This window comes from Feifania hominis (genome assembly GCF_014384765.1).
GTDB lineage: Bacteria > Bacillota > Clostridia > Oscillospirales > Feifaniaceae > Feifania > Feifania hominis.
Genome location: NZ_JACRSP010000001.1, coordinates 630751 through 652168, shown reverse-complemented (window position 1 = coordinate 652168; position 21418 = coordinate 630751). Strand labels below are relative to the sequence as shown.

Sequence of the window (21418 nt, the reverse complement as noted above, 5' to 3'; positions counted from 1 at the left end):
GGAAACGGTCATGGCACCGTGCTTTCAGAGAGCCGCCGGCTGGTGCGAGGCGGCAGCGCGACTGCGATCACTCACCCCAGAGCTGTCGACTGAACGCCCGCCGGGTCAGTAGGAAGAACGGGTTTCTCACCGTTACCAATGAGACGTCATTCGCCGAAAGGCCGATGGCAGTGAGTGGGCAATTTGTTGCCAATGAGAGTGGTACCGCGGAAGCTGATAAAGCCTTCGTCTCTTGCGAAAGCAGGAGGCGGGGCTTTTTTTCGTTCTCCTGCAGAACTTCAAAGGAGGAATCGACATGAGAAAAATTCAGATCTTCGACACGACCCTGCGCGATGGCGAGCAGTCGCCGGGGTGCAGCATGAATCTCACAGAGAAGCTTGAGATGGCGCGCCAGCTCGACGCGCTGGGCGTGAGCGTCATTGAGGCGGGTTTTGCCATCGCCTCGCCCGACGACTTCAAAGCCGTGCAGGCCATTGCGCGCACAGTGAAAAACTGCCGGGTAGCCAGCCTCTCCCGCGCGCTCAAGGGGGACATTGACCGGGCCTGGGAGGCGGTGCAGGATGCAGTGCACCCGGTCATTCACACCTTTCTCGCGACAAGCGACATCCACATGAAATACAAGCTCAAAAAGGAGCCGGAAGAGGTCATCGCCCAGATCGATGAGATGGTCCGCTACGCAAAAAGTCTCTGCCCCGATGTGGAGTTTTCCGCCGAGGATGCTTCGCGCAGCGACCGGGCATTTCTCGCGCGGGCCATTTCGACCGCCATCCGCGCGGGCGCCAATGTCGTCAACATCCCCGACACAGTGGGCTATGCGACGCCGGAGGAGATGTATGGGCTGATCGACTACCTGAAAAAGAACGTGCCCGGCATCGACGACGTCGTGATCTCGGTGCACTGCCACAACGACCTGGGCCTTGCGACGGCCAATACCCTCGCCGCCATCCGCGCGGGCGCGACGCAGGCCGAGTGTACGGTCAGCGGCATCGGCGAGCGCGCAGGCAACGCAAGCCTTGAGGAGATCGTCATGAATCTCAAGACCCGCCGCGACGTCTACGATGCGGACTGCGATGTGAACACAAAGCAGATCTACCGCTCCTGCAAGCTGCTCTCGTCCATCACCGGTGTGCCCATCGCGCCGAACAAGGCCATCGTGGGCGAGAATGCCTTCGCACACGAGTCCGGCATCCACCAGCACGGCGTTCTCGCCAACAAGGCGACCTACGAGATCATGTCGCCGGAGAGCATCGGCATCCCGGAGAAAGCAATGGTGCTCGGCAAGCACTCCGGTAAGCATGCCTTTGTCGATCGGATCCGCTCGCTCGGCCACGACATTCCCGACAGCGAGGTCGAGACGGCGTTCGAGCGCTTCAAGGAGCTGGCCGACAAGAAGAAGACCATCACCGACCGGGATATCGAGGCGCTGATCTCCTCGCAGAAGGCACTGGTGGTGCCGGTTTACAGTCTCAAGAGTTTTGTCATCAACACCGGCACGCAGATCTCCGCGACTGCGACCGTCAAGCTGGAGCGTGACGGCGAGAGCATCGAGAAAGTGGCCGGCGGCGCGGGGCCCATCGACGCGGCGTTCCACGCCATTGACAAGATCACCAAGACCGGTGCCACGCTCGACAACTACACCATCCAGTCGGTGACCGACGGTGAGGATGCACTCGGCGAAGTGGTGGTCCGCCTGAGCCACGACGGGCGGCAGATCACCGGCCGGGGACTCTCGACCGACATTCTCGAGGCGAGCATCAAAGCGTATATCAATGGCGTCAACAAGATCGCCACAGCAGAATAGGAGGGTTTGAAAATGGGAATGACCATGACGCAAAAAATCATCGCCGCGCACGCGGGCAAAAGCGAGGTCCACGCGGGCGAGCTTGTCAACGCAAAGCTCGATCTGGTACTGGGCAACGACATCACGACTCCGGTCGCCATCAACGAATTTGAAAAAGCGGGCTTTGACGGCATCTTCAACCGCAGCAAGATTGCGATTGTACTCGACCACTTTGTCCCGAACAAGGACATCAAATCCGCCGAGCAGTGCAAGCAGTGCCGCACCTTTGCAAAGTCGATGAATGTGGAGAATTTCTTCGACGTCGGCCAGATGGGCATTGAGCACGCCCTGCTTCCGGAAAAGGGGCTTGTGGGTCCCGGCGAGCTTGTGATCGGCGCCGATTCTCACACCTGTACCTACGGAGCGCTTGGCGCCTTTTCCACCGGCGTCGGCAGCACCGATATGGCCGCCGGCATGGCGACGGGCGAGCTGTGGTTCAAAGTGCCGGCAGCCATCCGCTTTGTTCTGACCGGCAAGCCGGGCAGATGGGTCAGCGGTAAGGACGTCATCCTGCACATCATCGGAAAGATCGGCGTCGATGGCGCGCTCTACCGTTCCATGGAGTTTACGGGCCCCGGCTGCGCACACCTGACCATGGACGACCGGCTCTGCATCTGCAACATGGCGATTGAGGCCGGCGGCAAAAACGGCATCTTTGAGGTGGACGATGTGACGGTCGACTACATCACCGGGCGGGTCAAACGGCCCTATCAGGTCTACCGGGCCGACCCGGACGCCGAGTATGAGCAGACCATCGAAATCGACCTTGGCGAGATCAAGCCGACCGTATCTTTTCCGCACCAGCCCGACAATACCCGCACCATTGACAAGGTGGGAGATGTCAAAATTGACCAGGTCGTGATCGGCTCCTGCACAAACGGAAGACTTTCCGACCTTGCGGCGGCGGCGGAGATTTTCAAGGGCAGAAAAGTCGCCGACGGCGTGCGGGCCATCATCATTCCCGCTACCCAGCATATCTACAAGGAAGCCATGAAGAGAGGCTATCTTGAGACGTTTATCGACGCGGGCTGCGTCGTCTCGACGCCGACCTGCGGACCCTGCCTCGGCGGCTACATGGGAATTCTTGCCGACGGCGAGCGCGCGGTCACCACGACAAACCGAAACTTCGTCGGCCGTATGGGCCATCCGGGCAGTGAAGTTTACCTCGCGTCCCCGGCGGTTGCGGCGGCTTCGGCCGTCGCGGGCAAAATTGCGGGCCCTGACAGCATTTGTAAGGAGGCAGTCTGATGAAAACAAAAGGATTCGTCCACAAATATGAGGACAATGTCAACACCGACGTCATCATCCCGGCGCGCTATCTGAACACGCCGAATCACGCGGAGCTCGCGGCCCACTGCATGGAGGACATCGACAGGGACTTCATCAAGAGAGTCAAGCAGGACGACATCATCGTCGCAGGCTGGAATTTCGGCTGCGGCTCCTCTCGCGAGCACGCGCCCATCGCCATCAAGGCGGCCGGCGTGTCGTGCGTCATTGCGAAGTCCTTTGCACGCATCTTCTACCGCAATTCCATCAACATCGGCCTTGCCATTCTCGAGTGCGAGCCGGCGAGTGACCGCATCCAAAACGGCGACGAGGTCTCGGTGGACTTTGACACGGGCGTCATCACCAATCTCACCCGGAAAGAGACCTATCAAGCCGAGCCGTTTCCGCCTTTCATCCGTGAGATCATCGAGGCGAACGGCCTGATGAACGCCATCCGCAAAAAACAGGGGGCGGCGAAGTGAAAAAGAACATCACCGTCATCAAGGGCGACGGCATCGGCCCTGAAATTGTCACCGAGGCGATGAAAGTGCTCGATAAAGTCGGCGCGAAGTACGGCCACGAGTTCTCGTTTCACGAGATTCTCGCGGGCGGCTGCGCCATTGACGCCTGCGGAAAATGCCTGCCCGAGCAGAGTCTCGACGCCTGCCTGACGGGCGACAGCGTGCTGCTCGGCGCCGTCGGCGGCCCGAAGTGGGACGGCGTCGACAAGAACAACCGCCCGGAGCGGGCGCTGCTCGGCATTCGCAGCGCCATGGGACTCTATGCGAATCTGCGCCCGGCAAAACTCTTTTCGCAGCTGCGGGCCGCCTCGCCCCTGAACCCCGAGATTGTCGCGCGGGGCATTGACTTTGTCGTCGTGCGTGAACTGATCGGCGGCGTCTACTTCGGCGCACATGATACCGTGGAGGAAAACGGAGAGAAACGGGCGACCGATATCATGGTCTACAGCGAGCACGAGATCGAGCGCATTGCGCGCACGGCTTTTGAGACGGCGAGAAAGCGCCGCGGCAAAGTGACCTCGGTCGACAAGGCGAATGTGCTCGACACCTCGCGGCTCTGGCGCGAGGTCGTCACCCGGGTCAGCCGCGAGTACCCCGATGTCGCCTACAGCGACATGCTCGTCGACAACACGGCGATGCAGATTGTCAAGGATCCGTCCCAGTTTGATGTGATCGTCACCGAGAACATGTTCGGTGACATTCTCTCGGATGAGGCGAGTATGATCACGGGGTCGATTGGCATGATTCCCTCGTCGAGTCTCGGCGAGACGAAAAACGGCATGTACGAGCCGATTCACGGCTCGGCCCCCGATATTGCCGGACAGAATCTCGCGAACCCCATCGGCACAATTCTGTCGGGCGCCATGATGCTCAAATATTCCTTTGATCTGGATGAGGAGAGCGCTGAAATCGAGCGCGCCGTCTCGGCGGTGCTCGATGCGGGCTATCGAACAGCCGATATCATGGACGAGGGCGGCAGGCGGGTGTCCTGCTCCGAGATGGGCGATCTGATCTGCAGCGAAATCGGGTAGACGGGAAGCCGGCGCTTTACTGCGCCGGCTTCTTGTGATACAATCGAGATACAATATATCTGGGAGGGAATTGCAATGCCTGATAAACGCTGGGACGAACTGGGTAAATTTCTGGTCAGTCACTCGCTGGAAGTGAAAAAGGGCGAAAAGCTGATGATTGCCATGTATGAGGTGGAAACCTATCCGCTGGCTCTTGCGGTCTACAAACACTGTGTTATCGCAGGTGGCTTTCCGCAGATTCAGTTTATGTCGGAGGCGATCAAGCACCAGGTTCTCAAATACGGCACCGAGGAGCAGAAAGGCTGGGTGCCCGAGATTGAGAAATACGGCATGGAGTGGGCCGACTGCTACATCGCGCTGCGCGGCGCGTTCAATCTCAACGAATGCTACGATGTTTCCAATGCCGACATCGCGCTCTACCAGAAGGCGATGGGCATCATCTCGCGCCACCGCTGGGAGAATACCCGCTGGGCACTTGTGCGTGTGCCGAACGAACGCTTTGCCCAGCAGGCCGGCGTGGACTACGAGCACATCATGGATATGTTCTTCGACGCCTGCTTCCAGGATTGGGACACGCTCGTGCCCGAGTGGAAGCGCATCTGCGGCGAGCTCGCCAAGGGCGATGAGGTGCATGTGATCGCCCCGGGAACAGACCTGCGCTTCTCCGCAAAGGGAAAAGAGTGGCGCGCGAGCGAGAGCACGCGAAACATCCCGGGTGGGGAGATCAACACCGCGCCCCACGCCCACACAGTGGATGGAACCATCTGGTTTGACTTCCCGGCGACATTCGGCGGCCGTGTCATCCACAATCTCAAGCTGACCTTTGAGACCGGAAAACTGGTCAAGATTGAGGCGGACGACAATCTCGACTTTGTCGAGACCGTGCTCTCGACCGACGACGGCGCGTCCAAGATCGGCGAGTTCGCCTTTGGCACAAACGACGCCATCGACGTCTATACGACGGACATTCTCATCGACGAGAAGATGGGCGGCACCATGCACATCGCGATGGGCCGCCCCTATGACAGCGTGTACACCTCGGCCATCCATTGGGATATGGTCAAGAATATGAAGCACGACAGCAAGGTGCTGCTCGACGGGAAGCTCATCTATGAAAACGGTAAGTTTCTCATCTAAATGGTATAACTGAGGAATAGGACCAATCGGGAATTTCTATACCACAAATGGGCCGGTTTTTTTGTAAAATCGGCCCGTTTTTTCTGTTTACCAGCCGGACGCCTTGTATTCTCACGGCGGGAACAATATAATGGAACTGTAGTGAAAATTCACAGCAGAAAGAGAGGATTTTGCCACGATGATTACGCTGTCTGACAAACGCTGGGACCGGCTCGGCGAGCTGTTGGTCAACCACTCGCTCGAGGTTCAAAAGGGCCAGAAGCTGATGATCGCCATGTACGAGGTAGAGACCTATCCGCTGGCGCTTGCCGTCTACAAGCACTGCATCAAGGCGGGTGGTTTTCCGCAGATTCAGTTTATGAGTGAAGCGCTCAAACACCAGGTTCTCAAATACGGCACCGAAGAGCAGAAGGGCTGGGTACCCGAGATCGAGAAGTACGGCATGGAGTGGGCTGACTGTTACATCGCGCTGCGCGGCGCGTTTAACATGAGCGAGTGCTACGACATCGACGCAAAAGACATCGCGCTCTACCAGAAAGCGATGGGCATCATCTCGCGCCACCGCTGGGAGAACACCCGCTGGGCGCTCATCCGCGTGCCAAACGAGCGCTTTGCTCAGACGGCGGGCGTGGATTACGAGAAAATCATGGATATGTTCTTCGAGGCCTGCTTTGTTGACTGGTCGAAAGAGATGCCCGAGATGAGCCGCATCGCAAAGCTTCTTGAGCAGGGCGACCAGATGCGCATCGTGGGTGAGAACACCGATCTCTCGTTTTCGGTCAAGGGTAAAATCTGGCATCCGAGCGAGGCGCTCGGCAACATTCCGGGCGGCGAAATCTACTCGGCTCCCTGTTACGAGACGGTGGATGGAACCATCTGGTTTGATGTGCCCGCGACCTTCGGCGGCAGAGTCATCCACAATCTCAAGCTGACCTTTACCAAGGGCGAGCTCACCGGCATTGAGGCGGACGACAACCTCGACTTTGTCAAAACCGTTCTTGCGACCGATGAGGGCGCCTCCCGTATTGGCGAGATCGCCTTTGGAACCAACGACAAGGTAGATGTCTTTACAACCGACATTCTCTTTGACGAGAAGATCGGCGGCACCATGCACATCGCGATGGGCCGCCCCTACGATGAGATTTACACCTCGGCCATCCACTGGGACATCATCAAGGATCTGCGCCGGGTGGGCGAAGTCTATCTCGATGGTAAGCTGATCTATGAAAAGGGCAAATTCCTGATCTGATCGGCTCCAAAATAGAAGTGAACAAACAGAAAGTGAGGAAAAACAGATGCCTGACAAGAGATGGGACCGCCTGGGCGAGTCCCTGGTCAATTATTCTTTGGAGATCAAACCCGGCCAGAAGCTGATGATTGCCATGTACGAGGTGGAGACCTACCCGTTGGCGCTCGCAGTCTACAAGCACTGCATCAAGGCGGGGGGCTTCCCGCAGATTCAGTTCATGAGCGAGGCGCTCAAACACCAGGTTCTCAAATACGGCAATGAGGAGCAGAAGAGCTGGGTGCCCGAGATCGAGGCCTACGGTATGGAGTGGGCCGACTGCTACATCGCGCTGCGCGGGGCGTTCAATCTCAATGAGTGCTATGACATTCCGAATGCCGACATTGCCAAGTATCAGAAGGCGATGGGGATCATCTCGTCTCTGCGCTGGCAGAAGACCCGCTGGGCGCTTGTGCGCGTGCCGAACGAGCGCTTTGCCCAGCAGGCCGGCGTCGACTATGAGAAGATCATGGATATGTTCTTTGACGCCTGCTTCATCGACTGGCCGAAGAAGTACGAAGAGGAGATGAAGATCGCCAAGGTTCTTGAGAAAGGCGAATGGATTCGCATCACCGGCAACAAGACCGATCTGAAGTTCTGCGTCAAGGGCAACGAGTGGCACCCGAGCAAGAACACCGGCAACATTCCGGACGGTGAGATCGAGGTTTCCCCGTATGCCGACACGGTCGACGGGACCATCTTCTTTGAGTTCCCGGCCACACTCGGCGGCCGCGTCATCCACAATCTGCAGCTGACCTTTGAGACCGGAAAGCTCGTCAAGGTTGAGGCGGACGACAACCTCGACTATGTCAAGACCGTTCTCGCGACCGACGAGGGCGCCTCCAAGATCGGCGAGTTTGCCTTTGGAACCAACCCGTTCATCGATGTGTGCACGACGGACATTCTCATCGACGAGAAGATGGGCGGCACCATCCACATCGCCATGGGCCGTCCCTATGACCGCAAATACACCTCGGCCATCCACTGGGACATCATCAAGGACACTCGCACCAACAGCAAGATTTACCTCGACGACAAGCTGATCTTCGAGAACGGCAAATTCCTCATTCCCTAAAACATAAAATCGAAGAGGACAGGGCAAAAGCCCTGTCCTCTTTCTTTTCGGATTGTTTCACCCGATCGACACGCAATCTTCACACAGCCTGCCTAGACTATAGACGCCAAGAATATATGCAGAGAGGAATGAGCCACCATTGAAACTGTTTACAAAGCCGTCGAACGATCCGGGCAACAAAACCGATAAGCCCCGTAAAAAGCGGCGTTTTTTGACTCTCAAAACGCTGCTCGCGGCAGCCGCGATTCTCACGGCGGCCGCCTTTGCCGTCAACCACTTCTTCTTTTCCGCACAGGGCGGCGCGAACATCTCCTATCAGGATGTGACGGTACAGCGGCGCGACATTTCGGTGACGCTCAGTGGTACGGGCACGGTGGAGCCGGTCAACCAGTATGAGGTCGTGTCTCTGGCCAAGGGCGAGGTGCTCGAATGCGGCTTTGAGGAGGGCGACGAGGTCGAGGCGGGCGACCTGCTCTACCGAATCGACACAACCGATGTGGAAAACAGCATTGAGAAGTCGGAGCTCTCTCTGGAAAAGAGTCAGATGAGCTACGATGAGACGCTCAAGAGCCGGGAGAATTTAAACGTGAGCTCCGACACGTCGGGAATCGTGCAGCAGCTCTATGTCAGCGTGGGCGACAGCGTGCAGACAGGCGCCAAGATCGCCGATCTGATCGACAGCAGCTCCATGACAATTACGGCGGCATTCAACAGCGCTGACGCCGAGCAGTTCTACGTCGGCCAGAGCGCCGAAGTGACGGTGGACAACAGCTTTGAAACTCTCACTGGAACGGTGACGAAGATCTCCGCCGTGGCTACAGTCTCCAATGGCTACATGATGACAAGGGACGTCACAGTGGAAGTGGAAAATCCAGGGGCGCTGACCACCTCGACGAGCGCCTCGGTGAGCATTGCGGGCGCAGCCTGCAACACGGGAGGGACTTTTGCCTACAAGTCTCAGACAACGGTCACGGCAAAGACTTCTGGCGAGGTGGCCGCCATTCTGGCACAGGAGGGAGACCGGGTTCTCGCGGGTGAGACCATCGTCCGCCTCGAGAGCAGCAGCATCGACACCCAGATCAAATCAAGCGAGCTCTCTCTTCGTGATGCGGAGCTGTCGCTTGAGAACTCCATCAGTCAGATGGACAACTACAACATCACGTCGCCCATCTCAGGAACGGTCATTGAGAAGAACTTCAAGGTGGGCGACACTGTCGAGTCGAGCAACACCGCAATGGTGGTCATCTACGATCTGTCTAGCCTTGTGTTTGAGATGAAAATCGACGAGCTCGACATCGGCTCCATCCAGGTGGGGCAGAGTGTCAACATTACGGCCGATGCCCTCACAGGCGTGCAGTTTTCCGGAACGGTCGATAAGATTAACATCAGAGGAACCACGCAGAACGGCGTCACCACCTATCCGGTCACGGTTGTCATCGACGATCCGCAGGATCTGCTGCCGGGTATGAATGTCACGGCGGAGATTGTCGTCGAGTCGAGTGAAAATGTTCTCAGCGTGCCGGTTTCCGCTGTGTCCCGGGGCAATAGGGTTCTGGTGAAAGGCGATGCGCCCGCGTCGGAGGACAGCGCGCAGGGCAGCGACCGGAAAAATACTGGAAACGATGCGCCGGACGGCTACTACTACGCCACCGTGGAGCTCGGTATCAACGACGACGACTACATTGAAATCAAGAGTGGATTGGAAGAGGGAGACACGGTGGGAGTTGCCGTTGTCGAGACCACCAACTCCAAAACCGACAGCAGTACCACCGGTATGGGTGGAATGGGCGGCGGTATGCCATCCGGCGGAGGCATGCCGTCCGGCGGCGGAGGCATGCCGGGCGGAGGCGGCCCGGGAGGTGGCTTCTGATGATTGAGCTTCACGACATCAGAAAGATCTATCGCATGGGCGACACCGAAGTGCATGCGGTGGACGGCATCAATCTGACCATCCGCGACGGAGAGTTTGTCGCGATCGTCGGACAGTCCGGTTCGGGCAAGTCGACTTGTATGAACATCATCGGCTGCCTCGATGTGCCGACGGAGGGCACCTATCTTCTGGACGGACGGGAGGTCAGCACGCTGTCGGAGGATGAGCTGGCGGAAATACGAAACAAAAAACTCGGTTTTGTCTTTCAACAGTACAACTTGATTGCAAAGCTGAACGTTCTTCAGAATGTCGAGCTGCCGCTGCTCTACAGCGGCATGGGGGAGCATGAGCGCGCCGAGAGAGCGCGGCAGGCACTTCATCGTGTTGGGCTCGAGAGCAAGATGAAAAACTTTCCCTCACAGCTCTCGGGTGGTCAGCAGCAGCGCGTCTCCATTGCCAGGGCCCTTGCGGGCAACCCATCGGTGATTCTTGCCGACGAGCCGACAGGCGCGCTCGACTCCAGAACCGGGCGGGAGGTTCTCGACTTCATGCGTGAGCTGAACGCCGAGGGCAACACCATTGTGCTCATCACCCACGACAACTCCATCGCCCAGGAGGCAAAGCGCATTGTGCGCATTCACGATGGAAAAATCGTCTACGACGGCCCGTCGGACGGCAACAGGAGGGATGTCTCGTGAATTTCAAGCAGTCTTTCCTGCTGGCGCTTGGAAGCATACGCACAAGCAAGATGCGGTCCTTTCTGACCATGCTCGGCATCATCATCGGCGTCGCATCTGTCATTGTCATTGTAAGTCTCGGCCAGGGAATGGCGCAGGATGTGACCGACACCTTTGAGAGCATGGGGACGAATCTCATTACAGTCAACCTGGTTGGCCGGGGTTCCACTCGCAGCATCGGCGTCGATGAGATATACACATTTACCGAGGAAAATCAGCAGCTTCTCTCCTATGTGACGCCGACGGTCAGCGTCAGCGCCACAATGAAAGTGGATAATGAGACACTGTCGACCACGTCCGTCACGGGAGTCGGCGAGGACTTCTGCCAGATACGAAATTACGCGGTCTCGGACGGCCGGTTTTTGCAGTATGTCGACATACTGCGCCGTCAGAAAGTCTGTGTAATCGGCTCCTATGTTGCGCAGACCTACTTTGGCGGCGACCCACTCGGCCAAACGGTCAAAATCAACGGAAACCACTACACCGTTATCGGTGTTCTCGAGGAGAAGAGCGGGTCGGAGGAGAGCAGTGACGACGATGCCATTTTCATTCCCTACAGCAACGCAACAAAGCTCTCCCGTATGTCCACCATCAGCAACTACTATTTCAGCGCCAGCTCAAAAGACCATGTGAGTGAGGCGAAGACCGCCGTGGAACAGCTTCTCTACAAGGCTTATGGCGACGAGGACTCCTACCGTGTCTCCACGCAGGCCGAGTCCATTGAGCAGCTCAACGAGCTGACCGGAACGATCATCAGCGTGCTCATTGCCATTGCTGCGATCTCGCTGTTTGTCGGAGGAATCGGCATTATGAACATCATGCTGGTATCGGTCACCGAGCGCACGCGGGAGATCGGCGTGAGAAAGTCCCTTGGCGCCAAGCGGCGCGACATCATGCGTCAGTTTGTCATCGAGGCGGGAACGACAAGCTCGGTCGGCGGCATTCTCGGCATTGTGTGCGGCATCGGTCTGTCCTATGTCGCGGGGGGCCTGTTTGATATGAGAAGCGAGCCCTCTTTCTATGCTGTTGCCGTTGCTTTCGGCGTATCGCTCGCCATCGGCGTCGCCTTTGGCTTTCTGCCGGCGAACAAAGCGGCCAAACTCAACCCCATAGACGCGCTGCGCCATGACTGAAAAAAGGAGGATTTGATTTTGAAACGTCTGTGTTCGATTTTGCTTGTGCTGTCTGTCTCGCTTTCTCTGCTGCTGCCGTCGAGCGCGGCAGAGAACATCGCACTCTCGACTGTAAAAACACTCGGCATTCTCGTCGGAGATGAAAACGGGGAGCTAAACCTGAGCGGCAGTGTCACTCGCGCCCAGTTCGCCAAAATGGCCGTTATGGCCTCAAACAGACGCGACAGCGTCGGCGCTGCGGCGAATAGTTCGCCGTTTCCCGACGTGCCCTATACTCACTGGGCCGCAAGTTACGTGAAGACGGCCGTGACCAACCAGTGGATGACAGGCTATCTCGATGGAACATTCCGACCGGACAACACCATCACCTATGAGGAGGCGGTGAGTACGGTGCTCAAGCTGCTGGGGTATGGTGCTGAGGACTACACCGGTTCCTACCCGTCGGCGCAGCTTGCGCTTGCATCCTCTCTCGGGCTTGACGTCGGTGTCACGGCCAGCCGGGGAAGCGTGATGACGAGAAACGACTGTGTGACCCTGTTTTACAATGTGCTGCGGGCAAAGCCGAAGAGTGGAAATTCCTCCTATCTGGCGAGCCTCGGCTTTCAGACTGCGGCAAACGGCGACATCGATCTGACGGCGCTTGTGAGCGAGACGCTGACCGGTCCCGTCGTGTTGGAGCAGTCACTCACCGCAAGCTCCCTGTGGAGTACGCTCAAGGGCTCGGTCTGCTACCGCAACGGCGCGCTGAGCTCGGCGGAGAACATTGTGGCGGGCGACGTGATCTACTACTCACCCTATCTCAAGACCGTCTGGGCCTACCATGTCAGAGTCAGCGGAATCGTTGAGAAAGTGAGCCCTGCATCAAGTCCTACTGCCGTGACCATCGGCGGCAAGAGCTACTCCATCGAATCCAGCGAAGCCTCTTTTGCGCTGTCTGAATTCGGCAGCTATCACGCGGGGGACGCTGTCACACTGCTGCTCGGCATGGACGGCACGGTTGTGGGAATTCAGGATATCTCGTCGGCCGCGAGCACTGTCATCGGTGTTGTGACGGAAACCGCTGTGACCAACTACACCGATTTGCTCGGCAACTCCTACCAGCAGAAGGTGGTACGCCTGACGGCGACCGACGGCAACAGCTACGAATATCCCTACACGAGCGGAAGCTTTACGGCGGGCGGTCTTGTCAAAGTTGTAGCGGGCGAGGGGAGTTCACAGGTCAGCACCCTCTCCGGACGTACGCTCTCCGGCAAGGTCAATGCATCTGAGCTCACCATCGGTTCGTACGAGCTCGCGCAAGATATCCGTATTCTGGAGACGGACGGCTCCACGTGCGGTGTGACCTATCTCAGCCGCCTCGACGGCGTCACGCTGTCGCAGAGCCAGGTGCTCAGTTACGAGACAAATGCGCAGGGAGAGATAACCGACCTGATTCTCGGCGACGTGACGGGCGATCTTCACACCTATGGCATCGTGCTCAGCGTCAGTGAACAGGATCGGGAGGGCGGAGGCTTCCAGTGCAGCTATTCATTCAACATTGGCGGCGAGACTCAGAGCTATTCGACCACCACATATAAGTTCAACGCCTCGACGGGGCCTGCGAAGATTGTGCGCGACGGCAATACCATCACATCAATCAAATCGCTCAAATCCGTTCGGGCCGCCGCACTGACAAGTTCGACGCTGACTGCGGAGGATGGAACACAGTATCCGCTCTCCGATACAGCGGTCGTCTATCTGGAGAAATCGGGTTCAGGCTATCTGCTGACCAGTCTGCCGCTGATCAGCGATCTTGAGGCCTACCGCGTCTACGGCTACTATGATACACTGCCGTCACAGGGCGGCAGAATCCGCATTCTGATTGCGGTGGAGTCGCAGTCATGATAAAATTGCTGTGACAATATCGGTCACCCGGTATCAGCGAAAGGGGAGGAGGAGTGACAATGGCAACCATCTTGATCGCAGATGACGAGGAGCGTATCCGCCGACTGGTCTCGGACTTTCTCAAAAAGGACGGTTACGAGGTTCTTCAGGCCGAGGATGGCAGACAGGCCATGGAACTCATCGAAAAAAAGGGCAGTCAGATTGACCTGACCATTCTCGATATTATGATGCCCTACTACGACGGCTGGAGCGTGTTGCGCTACATTCGGGGCCTCAAAAACGACATGCCGGTGGTGATGCTCACCGCGCGCAACGAGGAGGTCGACGAGGTGCTCGGCTTTGAGCTCGGGGCGGACGACTACGTCGGAAAGCCTTTCAGCCCCATGGTGCTGCTCGCGCGAATCCGCGCCATATTGAAGCGCCGCGCTGAACAGGCGCCGCCGCGCATGAGCGCCTACGGCAACCTCGAGATCGACGAGAGCAAGCGGGAGGTCCGCATCTCCGGGCGGCCCGTTGCCCTCACGCCGAAAGAGTATGAGCTGCTGCTCTATCTGAGCAGCAACCGCAATGTTGCAATCTCGCGGGAGAACATCCTCTCCTCCGTCTGGGGGTACGACTACTTCGGCGATCTTCGCACCGTTGATACCCACGTCAAAAACCTGCGCGCAAAGCTGCAGGACAATGGAACGCTCATCACGACGGTGCGCGGTTATGGCTACCGCTTTGAGCCGGAGGCGCGCTCATGAGTGGATGCCGCCGGCCGAAGTGGTCCATCAAATATAAGTTCTTTCTTGCCATCGGCGTGATCGCAGTGATCTTCGTGGGGCTTTTGAGCGCGCTCAACCTGGCCTTTTACGACGACTATTACCTCTTTCAAAAGCAGCATGTACTCATCGACATCTACGAGCAGGTACGCGATGCATATACCGGCGACGTCGAGCAGATCAGCGACCTGCTCTCGGAGATGGAAAACCACTACGGCGTACGAATGACCATTGACCGCCCGGTGGAGGACGGATGGGAGCCGGTTTACAACAGCATTTTTACAACCGGAAAGGGCAAGGATACGACCGCTGCGCCGCCTCCCGATGCGCCGGAGGTGTTTCACGACTTTCTTCGGATGATGCCGAACCGCGGTGACCGTTTCGATTACGACGAGACGGAGCTCGAGCAGAAAGGCTACACATTCGGCAAGATGCAGGACACAATCAAAAACAATGAGTTCATCAGCATCATCGGCAACCTGGAAAACGGCGACCGCATGGTGGTGCGCATCCCGGTTGCCTATCTGGAGGAGAACTCCGCCTTTACGACTGTCTTTCTGCTGCTGACGAGTCTTGTGACACTCGTGGTGTGCATCGTTGTGGCGTTTTTCATCTCGCGCCAATTCTCAAAGCCGCTCATTGAAATTACGGGCGTTGCCAACTCCATGGCGGCGTTCGACTTCACCAAAAAGTATGAGGTGAGAAGCCGCGACGAGATCGGTCAGCTCGGCGAGAGCATCAACCTGCTCTCGGAGCATCTGCAGCAGGCCATCGGAGAGCTGCGCCAGACCAATGAAAAGCTCAGCGAAGAAGTGGAAAAGGAGCGCCGTATCGACGAGATGCGCCGCGAGTTTATCATCAATGTCTCCCACGAGCTCAAGACTCCCATTGCGCTGGTTCAGGGCTATGCCGAGGGCCTCAAAGTCAACATCAACTCCAGCGAAGAGGACAAAAACTACTACTGTGATATCATCATGGACGAGGCTGCCCGTATGAACCGGCTGGTGATGCAGCTGCTCTCCCTGTCCAGAATCGAGTGCGGAAACATTCAGCCCGAGCTCTGTGACTTTGAGCTGACGCCCTTTGTCGAGGAGGTGGTGCAGAAGACCAGGCTGCTCGCCGACGAGAAGAACCTGACTGTGTTGATTGCCGCCGGCGACATACTCTGCTTCGCAGACTACGACATGATGGAGCGCGTGCTCATAAACTATCTGACAAACGCCATCGCCCACACACCGCGCGGCGGTGTGATCCGAATTGTCTGTGCCGACGAGGGTGCGCGTGTGAGAGTGTCGGTGGAAAATGAAGGTGAGCAGATCGCGCCGGAGGAGCTGACGAAGATCTGGGAGAAATTTTACAAGATTGACAAATCGAGAAACCGCGCCGATGGCGGCACGGGAATCGGTCTGTCCATTGTCAGGGCAATCATGGAGACACATGGCGGCGACTACGGCGTCGAGAATACCGATGCGGGTGTACGCTTCTATTTTACCATTGACAAAAAGGACTGCGTCGGCTGACGCGGTCCTTTTTCCATGCGGTTTTCTTGACAGAAAAGCCAGGGCGGCCGTATAATGAACAACAAAATTACCGCGAGAGAAATGAAGTGAAGCAATGAAAATCAGCGAGATTTTAAACAGCAGACCACTGACCGCCTCCTGCGAGATATTCCCCCCGAAAAAGGATGCGGACTTTGCCGGTGTTCAGCATGCCGCCGAGGAGATTGCGGCGATTGGCCCGGACTTTATCAGCGTGACCTACGGCGCGGGGGGCGGAACGTCGAGAAATACCGTTAAGATCGCCTCTCATATCGAGAGGTGGACAGGCGTGACCGCGCTTGCACATTTGAGCTGCCTGTCCTCAACCCGCGAGGAGATCGCCGCTATTTTGCAGGAGCTGCGCGAGAGGGAAATTGAGAATATCCTTGCACTGCGCGGCGACCGGCCGACGGACGGCGCGCCGGTGGGCAACCACTACGAGTACGCCTACGAGCTGGTGCGGGAGATCCGCTCTGCGGGTGACTTCTGCATCGGCGCCGCCTGCTATCCGGAGGGGCATATCGAATGCCCCAGCAAGGAGGAGGATCTTGTCCATCTCAAGCAGAAAGTTGACTGCGGGTGCGACTTTCTGACGACGCAGGTGTTCTTTGACAACAGCGTGCTCTACAGCTTTCTCTACCGGGCGCTTGCAAAAAACATCGATGTGCCGGTACTGGCGGGGGTCATGCCGGTGACCAATGCCAAACAGATCAAGCGCATCTGCGCGCTCTCGGGAACTTCGCTGCCGCCGCGTTTTCGCTCCATCATTGACCGCTTCGGCGACAAACCGGCCGCGATGAAGCAGGCGGGCATCGCCTACGCGACCGAGCAGATCATCGACCTGATCGCAAACGGCGTCAAGGGAATCCATCTGTACACCATGAACAAGCCGGATGTCGCGCGGGCCATCTTTGACAATCTGTCCCACATTCTCCGGGAGATTGACGGACTGCCCGCATCTGTCAGGGAACAGCTGTGAAACGAAACCGTGATGAGATACTGCGCTATCTGGGCGTGCGCGGTGCCGAGCCCGGAGAGCAGCTTGACCGGCTGATTGACGACGCCTGTGCCGAGCTCGAACAGGAGGCGACGCCCCGCCTGCTCACGCGCGAGGCCCCGCTTGCGGTATTTCCCGAAGAGGATACCGTGTGCTTTCTTGGGATGATGGTACAGAGCCGCGGCCTCATCCGCCATCTGGCGGGCTGCGACGAGATCATTCTGTTCGCGGCGACGCTGGGAGCGGGCGTCGATCGGCTGATTCAGCGTGCAAGCGTGGCCGATATGGGCCGGGCGGTGGTTCTTCAGGCCTGCGCCGCGTCGATGATCGAGAGCTACTGCGACGAGCGGCAGGCACAGCTGCTGGAGAACTACCTTGTACAGGGAAGGCACTTCAAGCCCCGTTTCAGCCCGGGCTATGCCGACTTCTCTCTGACGTACCAACGCGATATTCTACAGCTGCTGGACGCGCCGAAACGCATGGGGCTCACTGCGACAGAGAGCTGTATGCTCGCGCCGACGAAGTCGGTGACGGCGATCATCGGCGTGACGCAGGGCAAAGCGGAGGCCGCGGCGGACAAATGCGAAAGCTGCCCGGCGGTCGACTGCCCATACAGAAAGGGGAACGACAGATGAATCCGATCTCTCTGCTCAAGTCGCGGCCGCTGATCTTTGACGGCGGCATGGGAACCATGCTCCAGGCGGCAGGCCTGCCTGCGGGTGCGCTGCCCGAGAGCTGGAATCTGGAGCGCCCGGAGGTGGTTGAGCAAATCCACCTTGCCTATCTGCAGGCGGGCTGCGACATCATAACGACCAATACCTTTGGCGCAAATGCGCTGAAAATGGAGCTGTGCGGCCTTGCGGTGGATCAGGTCGCATCGGCTGCCGTGGCCGCTGCGAAGCGGGCCATCGAACGGTATGGACAGCCCGACCGCCTGATCGCCTTTGACATCGGGCCGACGGGAAAGCTTTTAAAGCCCCTTGGCGACCTGGAATTTGAGCGGGCGGTCGAACTCTTTGGGGAGATGGCGCGCGCCGGTGAGCGCGCCGGGGCCGACTTCATCCACATTGAGACGATGAGCGACACGCTCGAGCTAAAGGCAGCCGTTCTCGCGGCAAAAGAGTGCACGCAGCTGCCGGTGACGGCGACGGTGATTTTCGATGAGAGCGGAAAGCTCCTCACCGGCGGCGACGCGGCCGGTGTGGTCGCCATGCTGGAGGGGCTGGGCGTCGCTGCGCTCGGCATGAACTGCGGGCTCGGCCCCGTGCAGATGACGAAGCTTCTTCCCGAGCTGCTTGCCCGCGCGAGCGTACCGGTGATTGTCAACCCCAACGCGGGCATGCCGGTCATCCGCGAGGGAAAAACCTGTTTCGAGGTCGGACCGGAGGAGTTTGCCGCCACCATGGAGGAGCTCGCCGAGCTGGGCGCTGCTTTCATCGGCGGCTGCTGCGGCACGACGCCGGAGCATATCCGCGCAGTTGCACAGAGATGCTCTGGTATCAAGTTAAAGCCCTTTACAGCAAAAAATGAGACCGTCATCTCCTCCTACGGACGCAGCGTCAGTTTTGACAACGGGCCCATTGTGATCGGTGAGCGAATCAATCCTACCGGCAAGCCCCGCCTGAAGCAGGCGCTCAGGGAAGGCGATCTGGAGTACATCCTCACGGCCGGGATTTCGCAGCAGCAGGCGGGCGCGCAGGTGCTTGATGTGAACGTCGGCCTGCCGGGTATTGACGAGAGGCAGGCGATGGTGCGCGTCGTGACGGAGCTCCAGGGCGTCGTCGACGCGCCGCTGCAGATTGACACGGCGTCGAGCGCTGTGATGGAGGCGGCGCTGCGCGTCTACAACGGCAAGGCGCTCGTCAACTCGGTCAACGGCAAGCGGGAGTCGATGGAGGCCGTTTTTCCGCTTGTCGCGAAGTACGGCGGGGTTGTGGTCGGCCTGACGCTCGACGAGGCGGGCATTCCCGAGACAGCCGAGGGGCGCCTCGCCGTGGCGAAAAAGATTGTCGACACTGCGCGGCAGTACGGCATTGACAAAAAGGATATTATGATTGACACGCTGACCATGACGATCAGCTCCATTCCCGACGCCGCGAGAGTGACGCTCGACGCGCTCGAGCTTGTCCGGCGCGAACTCGGAGTTAAGACCGTTCTCGGGGTTTCCAATGTGTCGTTCGGGCTGCCCTGCCGCGAGTTTGTAAATGCCGCGTTCTATACGATGGCCCTCGAGCGGGGGCTTGGCGCCGCTATTTTGAACCCCAATGCCGAGGCGATGATGAACGCCTACCACGCCTTTCGCGCGCTTTGGGGCTATGACGAAAAATGTGCCGATTACATCGGGCGGTACTCGGGCGTCGTACCCGAGACAAGAGCGGCGGCCGGCGACTGCTCGCTGCGCGATGCGATTTTGCGCGGCCTGCGCGAGCGCTCCCGCGCGGCGGCGGGCGAACTGCTCTCACAGGGACAGGAGCCGCTTGCTATCATTTCACAGGAGCTTGTGCCCGCGCTCGACGAGGTCGGCCGAGGCTTTGAGAACAAGACGGTCTTTCTGCCGCAGCTGCTCATGAGTGCGGATGCCGCCCGGGAGGCCTTTGAGGCGCTCAAGGCAAGCCTTGCGGCGAGCGGTGAGAAGCAGCCGGCCGGGGAGAAGATTGTTCTTGCCACGGTCAAGGGCGACATCCATGACATCGGTAAAAACATCGTCAAGGTGCTGCTGGAAAACTACGGCTTTCAGGTCATTGACCTCGGCCGGGATGTGGCGCCGGAGCGTGTGGTGGACGCCGCTCTCGAAAACGGTGTGAGGCTCGTCGGCCTCTCGGCGCTGATGACTACAACCGTTGAGAGCATGGCTCAGACGATCCATCTTCTGCGCGAGCGCGCGCCGGGAGTCCGCGTCATGGTTGGCGGCGCAGTTTTAACCGCCGACTATGCCGGGCAGATCGGCGCCGACTTTTACGGAAGAGATGCCATGAGCTCGGTTCGGTATGCTGAGGAGCTCTTTGAGAAGAAATAGAATGCAAAAAACCGTTTGCCGGGGCAAACGGTTTTGCTATATTCAGAGGAGATCGCGCAGATGGGTCTGTGTGAGCCGATCGAGTTCGCCGAAGTCCACACAGCCGCGGTAGAGCTCCTCGAGGGTCCGGTGGTGCGCCCTTGCGTTGGACAGGGTGCCGATGGCCTCCTCCAGCAGTGCGAGAGCCGCCTTTTTGTTGAAGTGGATGCGCGTCTTGTGGGCGGCGAGCTGGTCGCGGTCGAGAAAGCGCAGCATGTTGACCTTTCTGAAATAGTCGCCTGAGTAGGGGTGGTAGGGGTTGCTGGTGAGAAAGCCGATGTGCAGCTCGCGCAGATACAGGTGCTCGATTTTGCACAGCGGGTCCATCGAGCAGTAGTAGACCTCGGTCGAGAGACCGGCGCGCAGGGCGTGCTCGTTGATCAGCCCGAGCAGAATCCCCGACAGACCGTACTGATCGTCGACCACATAGAGATACTCCGACTTTCTGGCAAAGTCGTCGAAGTAGTCGATGATGCCGTCCGGGGAGATGGCGCTGAGAAAGCGGTTGGTCTGCCGGCCGGTGTCATAGGGCACTTTCGGAAAGTTGTTCTTTGCAAACTTGGCAGCGTACGACTCGACCTTGTCGGGAATCAGGGCCGCCGCTGCGGCGGAGTAGGTGTCGTCGAGCAGCGCGCGCGCTGCCCGTATGTAGCGAAAGGCCTTGTGGTAGAGGTTTTGAATGGCCGTGGTCTCGCCGAGAATGGTCTCCCGGTGACCGGCGATGCGCTGCGCATCGATCAGGGCCCCGAAGTCGATGAGGCTGTCGATGGCGGCGGGGTACCTGGCCTCGATGATGTGCGGTGCGGTGCCGTCGACAAAGGCGACGGCAAGCTCGGGAAAGGCAATGCCGTCGAGCGAGTCGGGATCGCTGCAGCAGTGGATGAAATCCGCCTGTCGGCCCGAATCAACCAGAGCGCCGGCCACGCGCTTCATAAAGGTCGACTTTCCGGTGCCGGGACCGCCCTTGATGATGTAGAGGTGGCGGGCGTTCGGCAGGTCTACCACATGGTCAAAATAGGAGAAAAAGCCATAGGGGGTATTCGCGCCGAGAAAATAGTTTTGGGTCTGCGGTCTATTATCAGTCATATGTTGCTCCATTCGCCCCGTGGTGGAGATGCCTCCATGCGGGCGCCGCCGTTGCGGCAAGCGGCATGCCGAATTTGCCTCTTTGATTTGACCTTACAGTACTATAGTATCGGCTTTCGGAAAAAATGTTACGCGAAAAACCAGCCTGTAAAAAGAAAAAAGGTGCGCCGTCGGCGCACCTTTTTTTCACAATGGGGGC

General features: G+C 58.4%; 17 protein-coding genes and 1 other annotated feature (1 of these 18 cut by a window edge). Of the genes, 16 read left to right on the top strand and 1 reads right to left on the bottom strand.

Annotation, left to right across the window (positions count from 1 at the left end; genetic code table 11):
* Window positions 1-236: a binding site (T-box leader), on the top strand; it begins 16 nt to the left of the window's first position.
* Between the two features lie 59 nt (window positions 237-295).
* The 16 genes from H8695_RS03155 (at window position 296) to H8695_RS03080 (ending at window position 20094) form a co-directional block, all read left to right on the top strand.
* On the top strand, window positions 296-1801 hold the full coding sequence (locus H8695_RS03155) for a 2-isopropylmalate synthase (protein WP_249299420.1): 1506 nt from the start codon (window positions 296-298) through the stop codon (window positions 1799-1801).
* A gap of 12 nt (window positions 1802-1813) precedes the next feature.
* Complete coding sequence (gene leuC, locus H8695_RS03150) at window positions 1814-3088, top strand: 3-isopropylmalate dehydratase large subunit (RefSeq protein ID WP_249299419.1); 1275 nt, start codon at window positions 1814-1816, stop codon at window positions 3086-3088.
* Window positions 3088-3588 (top strand): 3-isopropylmalate dehydratase small subunit, encoded by a 501-nt coding sequence (leuD, locus tag H8695_RS03145; RefSeq protein ID WP_249299418.1) that lies wholly within the window; start codon window positions 3088-3090, stop codon window positions 3586-3588. Before leuC ends, leuD begins: the two co-directional genes overlap by 1 nt.
* On the top strand, window positions 3585-4658 hold the full coding sequence (gene leuB / locus H8695_RS03140) for a 3-isopropylmalate dehydrogenase (RefSeq protein ID WP_249299417.1): 1074 nt from the start codon (window positions 3585-3587) through the stop codon (window positions 4656-4658). Before leuD ends, leuB begins: the two co-directional genes overlap by 4 nt.
* 75 nt (window positions 4659-4733) lie before the next feature.
* Complete coding sequence (locus tag H8695_RS03135; RefSeq protein WP_249299416.1) at window positions 4734-5795, top strand: aminopeptidase; 1062 nt, start codon at window positions 4734-4736, stop codon at window positions 5793-5795.
* A 178-nt stretch (window positions 5796-5973) separates the two neighbouring features.
* Entirely contained in the window at window positions 5974-7044 is a 1071-nt protein-coding gene (locus H8695_RS03130) for an aminopeptidase (RefSeq protein ID WP_249299415.1), read from the top strand.
* A gap of 46 nt (window positions 7045-7090) precedes the next feature.
* Entirely contained in the window at window positions 7091-8155 is a 1065-nt protein-coding gene (locus H8695_RS03125) for an aminopeptidase (RefSeq protein WP_249299414.1), read from the top strand.
* A 139-nt stretch (window positions 8156-8294) separates the two neighbouring features.
* Entirely contained in the window at window positions 8295-10025 is a 1731-nt protein-coding gene (locus tag H8695_RS03120; protein ID WP_249299413.1) for an RND family efflux transporter, read from the top strand.
* On the top strand, window positions 10025-10723 hold the full coding sequence (locus H8695_RS03115) for an ABC transporter ATP-binding protein (RefSeq protein WP_249299412.1): 699 nt from the start codon (window positions 10025-10027) through the stop codon (window positions 10721-10723). The genes H8695_RS03120 and H8695_RS03115 overlap by 1 nt, the downstream gene beginning before the upstream one ends.
* Window positions 10720-11895 carry an ABC transporter permease gene (locus tag H8695_RS03110; protein ID WP_249299411.1) on the top strand — a complete coding sequence of 392 codons (1176 nt, stop codon included), beginning with the start codon at window positions 10720-10722 and terminating at the stop codon, window positions 11893-11895. Before H8695_RS03115 ends, H8695_RS03110 begins: the two co-directional genes overlap by 4 nt.
* An 18-nt stretch (window positions 11896-11913) precedes the next feature.
* Window positions 11914-13779 carry an S-layer homology domain-containing protein gene (locus H8695_RS03105; protein WP_249299410.1) on the top strand — a complete coding sequence of 622 codons (1866 nt, stop codon included), beginning with the start codon at window positions 11914-11916 and terminating at the stop codon, window positions 13777-13779.
* A gap of 59 nt (window positions 13780-13838) precedes the next feature.
* Entirely contained in the window at window positions 13839-14525 is a 687-nt protein-coding gene (locus tag H8695_RS03100) for a response regulator transcription factor (protein WP_249299409.1), read from the top strand.
* A complete protein-coding gene (locus H8695_RS03095; protein WP_249299408.1) occupies window positions 14522-16063 on the top strand; it encodes a sensor histidine kinase in 1542 nt (513 codons plus the stop codon). Before H8695_RS03100 ends, H8695_RS03095 begins: the two co-directional genes overlap by 4 nt.
* A gap of 94 nt (window positions 16064-16157) precedes the next feature.
* Window positions 16158-17060: a methylenetetrahydrofolate reductase [NAD(P)H] gene (metF, locus tag H8695_RS03090; protein WP_249299407.1), complete on the top strand. Its 903-nt coding sequence runs from the start codon at window positions 16158-16160 to the stop codon at window positions 17058-17060.
* Entirely contained in the window at window positions 17057-17713 is a 657-nt protein-coding gene (locus tag H8695_RS03085; RefSeq protein WP_249299406.1) for a vitamin B12 dependent-methionine synthase activation domain-containing protein, read from the top strand. The genes metF and H8695_RS03085 overlap by 4 nt, the downstream gene beginning before the upstream one ends.
* A complete protein-coding gene (locus H8695_RS03080; RefSeq protein ID WP_249299405.1) occupies window positions 17710-20094 on the top strand; it encodes a homocysteine S-methyltransferase family protein in 2385 nt (794 codons plus the stop codon). The genes H8695_RS03085 and H8695_RS03080 overlap by 4 nt, the downstream gene beginning before the upstream one ends.
* Before the next feature lie 42 nt (window positions 20095-20136).
* Here the strand turns inward: H8695_RS03080 and H8695_RS03075 are convergent, their stop codons facing one another.
* Entirely contained in the window at window positions 20137-21219 is a 1083-nt protein-coding gene (locus H8695_RS03075) for a hypothetical protein (RefSeq protein ID WP_249299404.1), read from the bottom strand.
* Window positions 21220-21418 lie beyond the last annotated feature (199 nt).

What these genes read in the sequence shown, in the direction of transcription:
- H8695_RS03115 (WP_249299412.1), top strand. Translation starts at nt 10,025, where the DNA reads ATGATTGAGCTTCACGACATCAGAAAGATCTATCGCATGGGCGACACC.
- leuC (WP_249299419.1), top strand. Translation starts at nt 1,814, where the DNA reads ATGGGAATGACCATGACGCAAAAAATCATCGCCGCGCACGCGGGCAAA.
- H8695_RS03135 (WP_249299416.1), top strand. Translation starts at nt 4,734, where the DNA reads ATGCCTGATAAACGCTGGGACGAACTGGGTAAATTTCTGGTCAGTCAC.
- leuD (WP_249299418.1), top strand. Translation starts at nt 3,088, where the DNA reads ATGAAAACAAAAGGATTCGTCCACAAATATGAGGACAATGTCAACACC.
- H8695_RS03155 (WP_249299420.1), top strand. Translation starts at nt 296, where the DNA reads ATGAGAAAAATTCAGATCTTCGACACGACCCTGCGCGATGGCGAGCAG.
- H8695_RS03100 (WP_249299409.1), top strand. Translation starts at nt 13,839, where the DNA reads ATGGCAACCATCTTGATCGCAGATGACGAGGAGCGTATCCGCCGACTG.
- H8695_RS03130 (WP_249299415.1), top strand. Translation starts at nt 5,974, where the DNA reads ATGATTACGCTGTCTGACAAACGCTGGGACCGGCTCGGCGAGCTGTTG.
- H8695_RS03095 (WP_249299408.1), top strand. Translation starts at nt 14,522, where the DNA reads ATGAGTGGATGCCGCCGGCCGAAGTGGTCCATCAAATATAAGTTCTTT.
- H8695_RS03080 (WP_249299405.1), top strand. Translation starts at nt 17,710, where the DNA reads ATGAATCCGATCTCTCTGCTCAAGTCGCGGCCGCTGATCTTTGACGGC.
- H8695_RS03125 (WP_249299414.1), top strand. Translation starts at nt 7,091, where the DNA reads ATGCCTGACAAGAGATGGGACCGCCTGGGCGAGTCCCTGGTCAATTAT.
- metF (WP_249299407.1), top strand. Translation starts at nt 16,158, where the DNA reads ATGAAAATCAGCGAGATTTTAAACAGCAGACCACTGACCGCCTCCTGC.
- H8695_RS03075 (WP_249299404.1), bottom strand. Translation starts at nt 21,219, where the DNA reads ATGACTGATAATAGACCGCAGACCCAAAACTATTTTCTCGGCGCGAAT.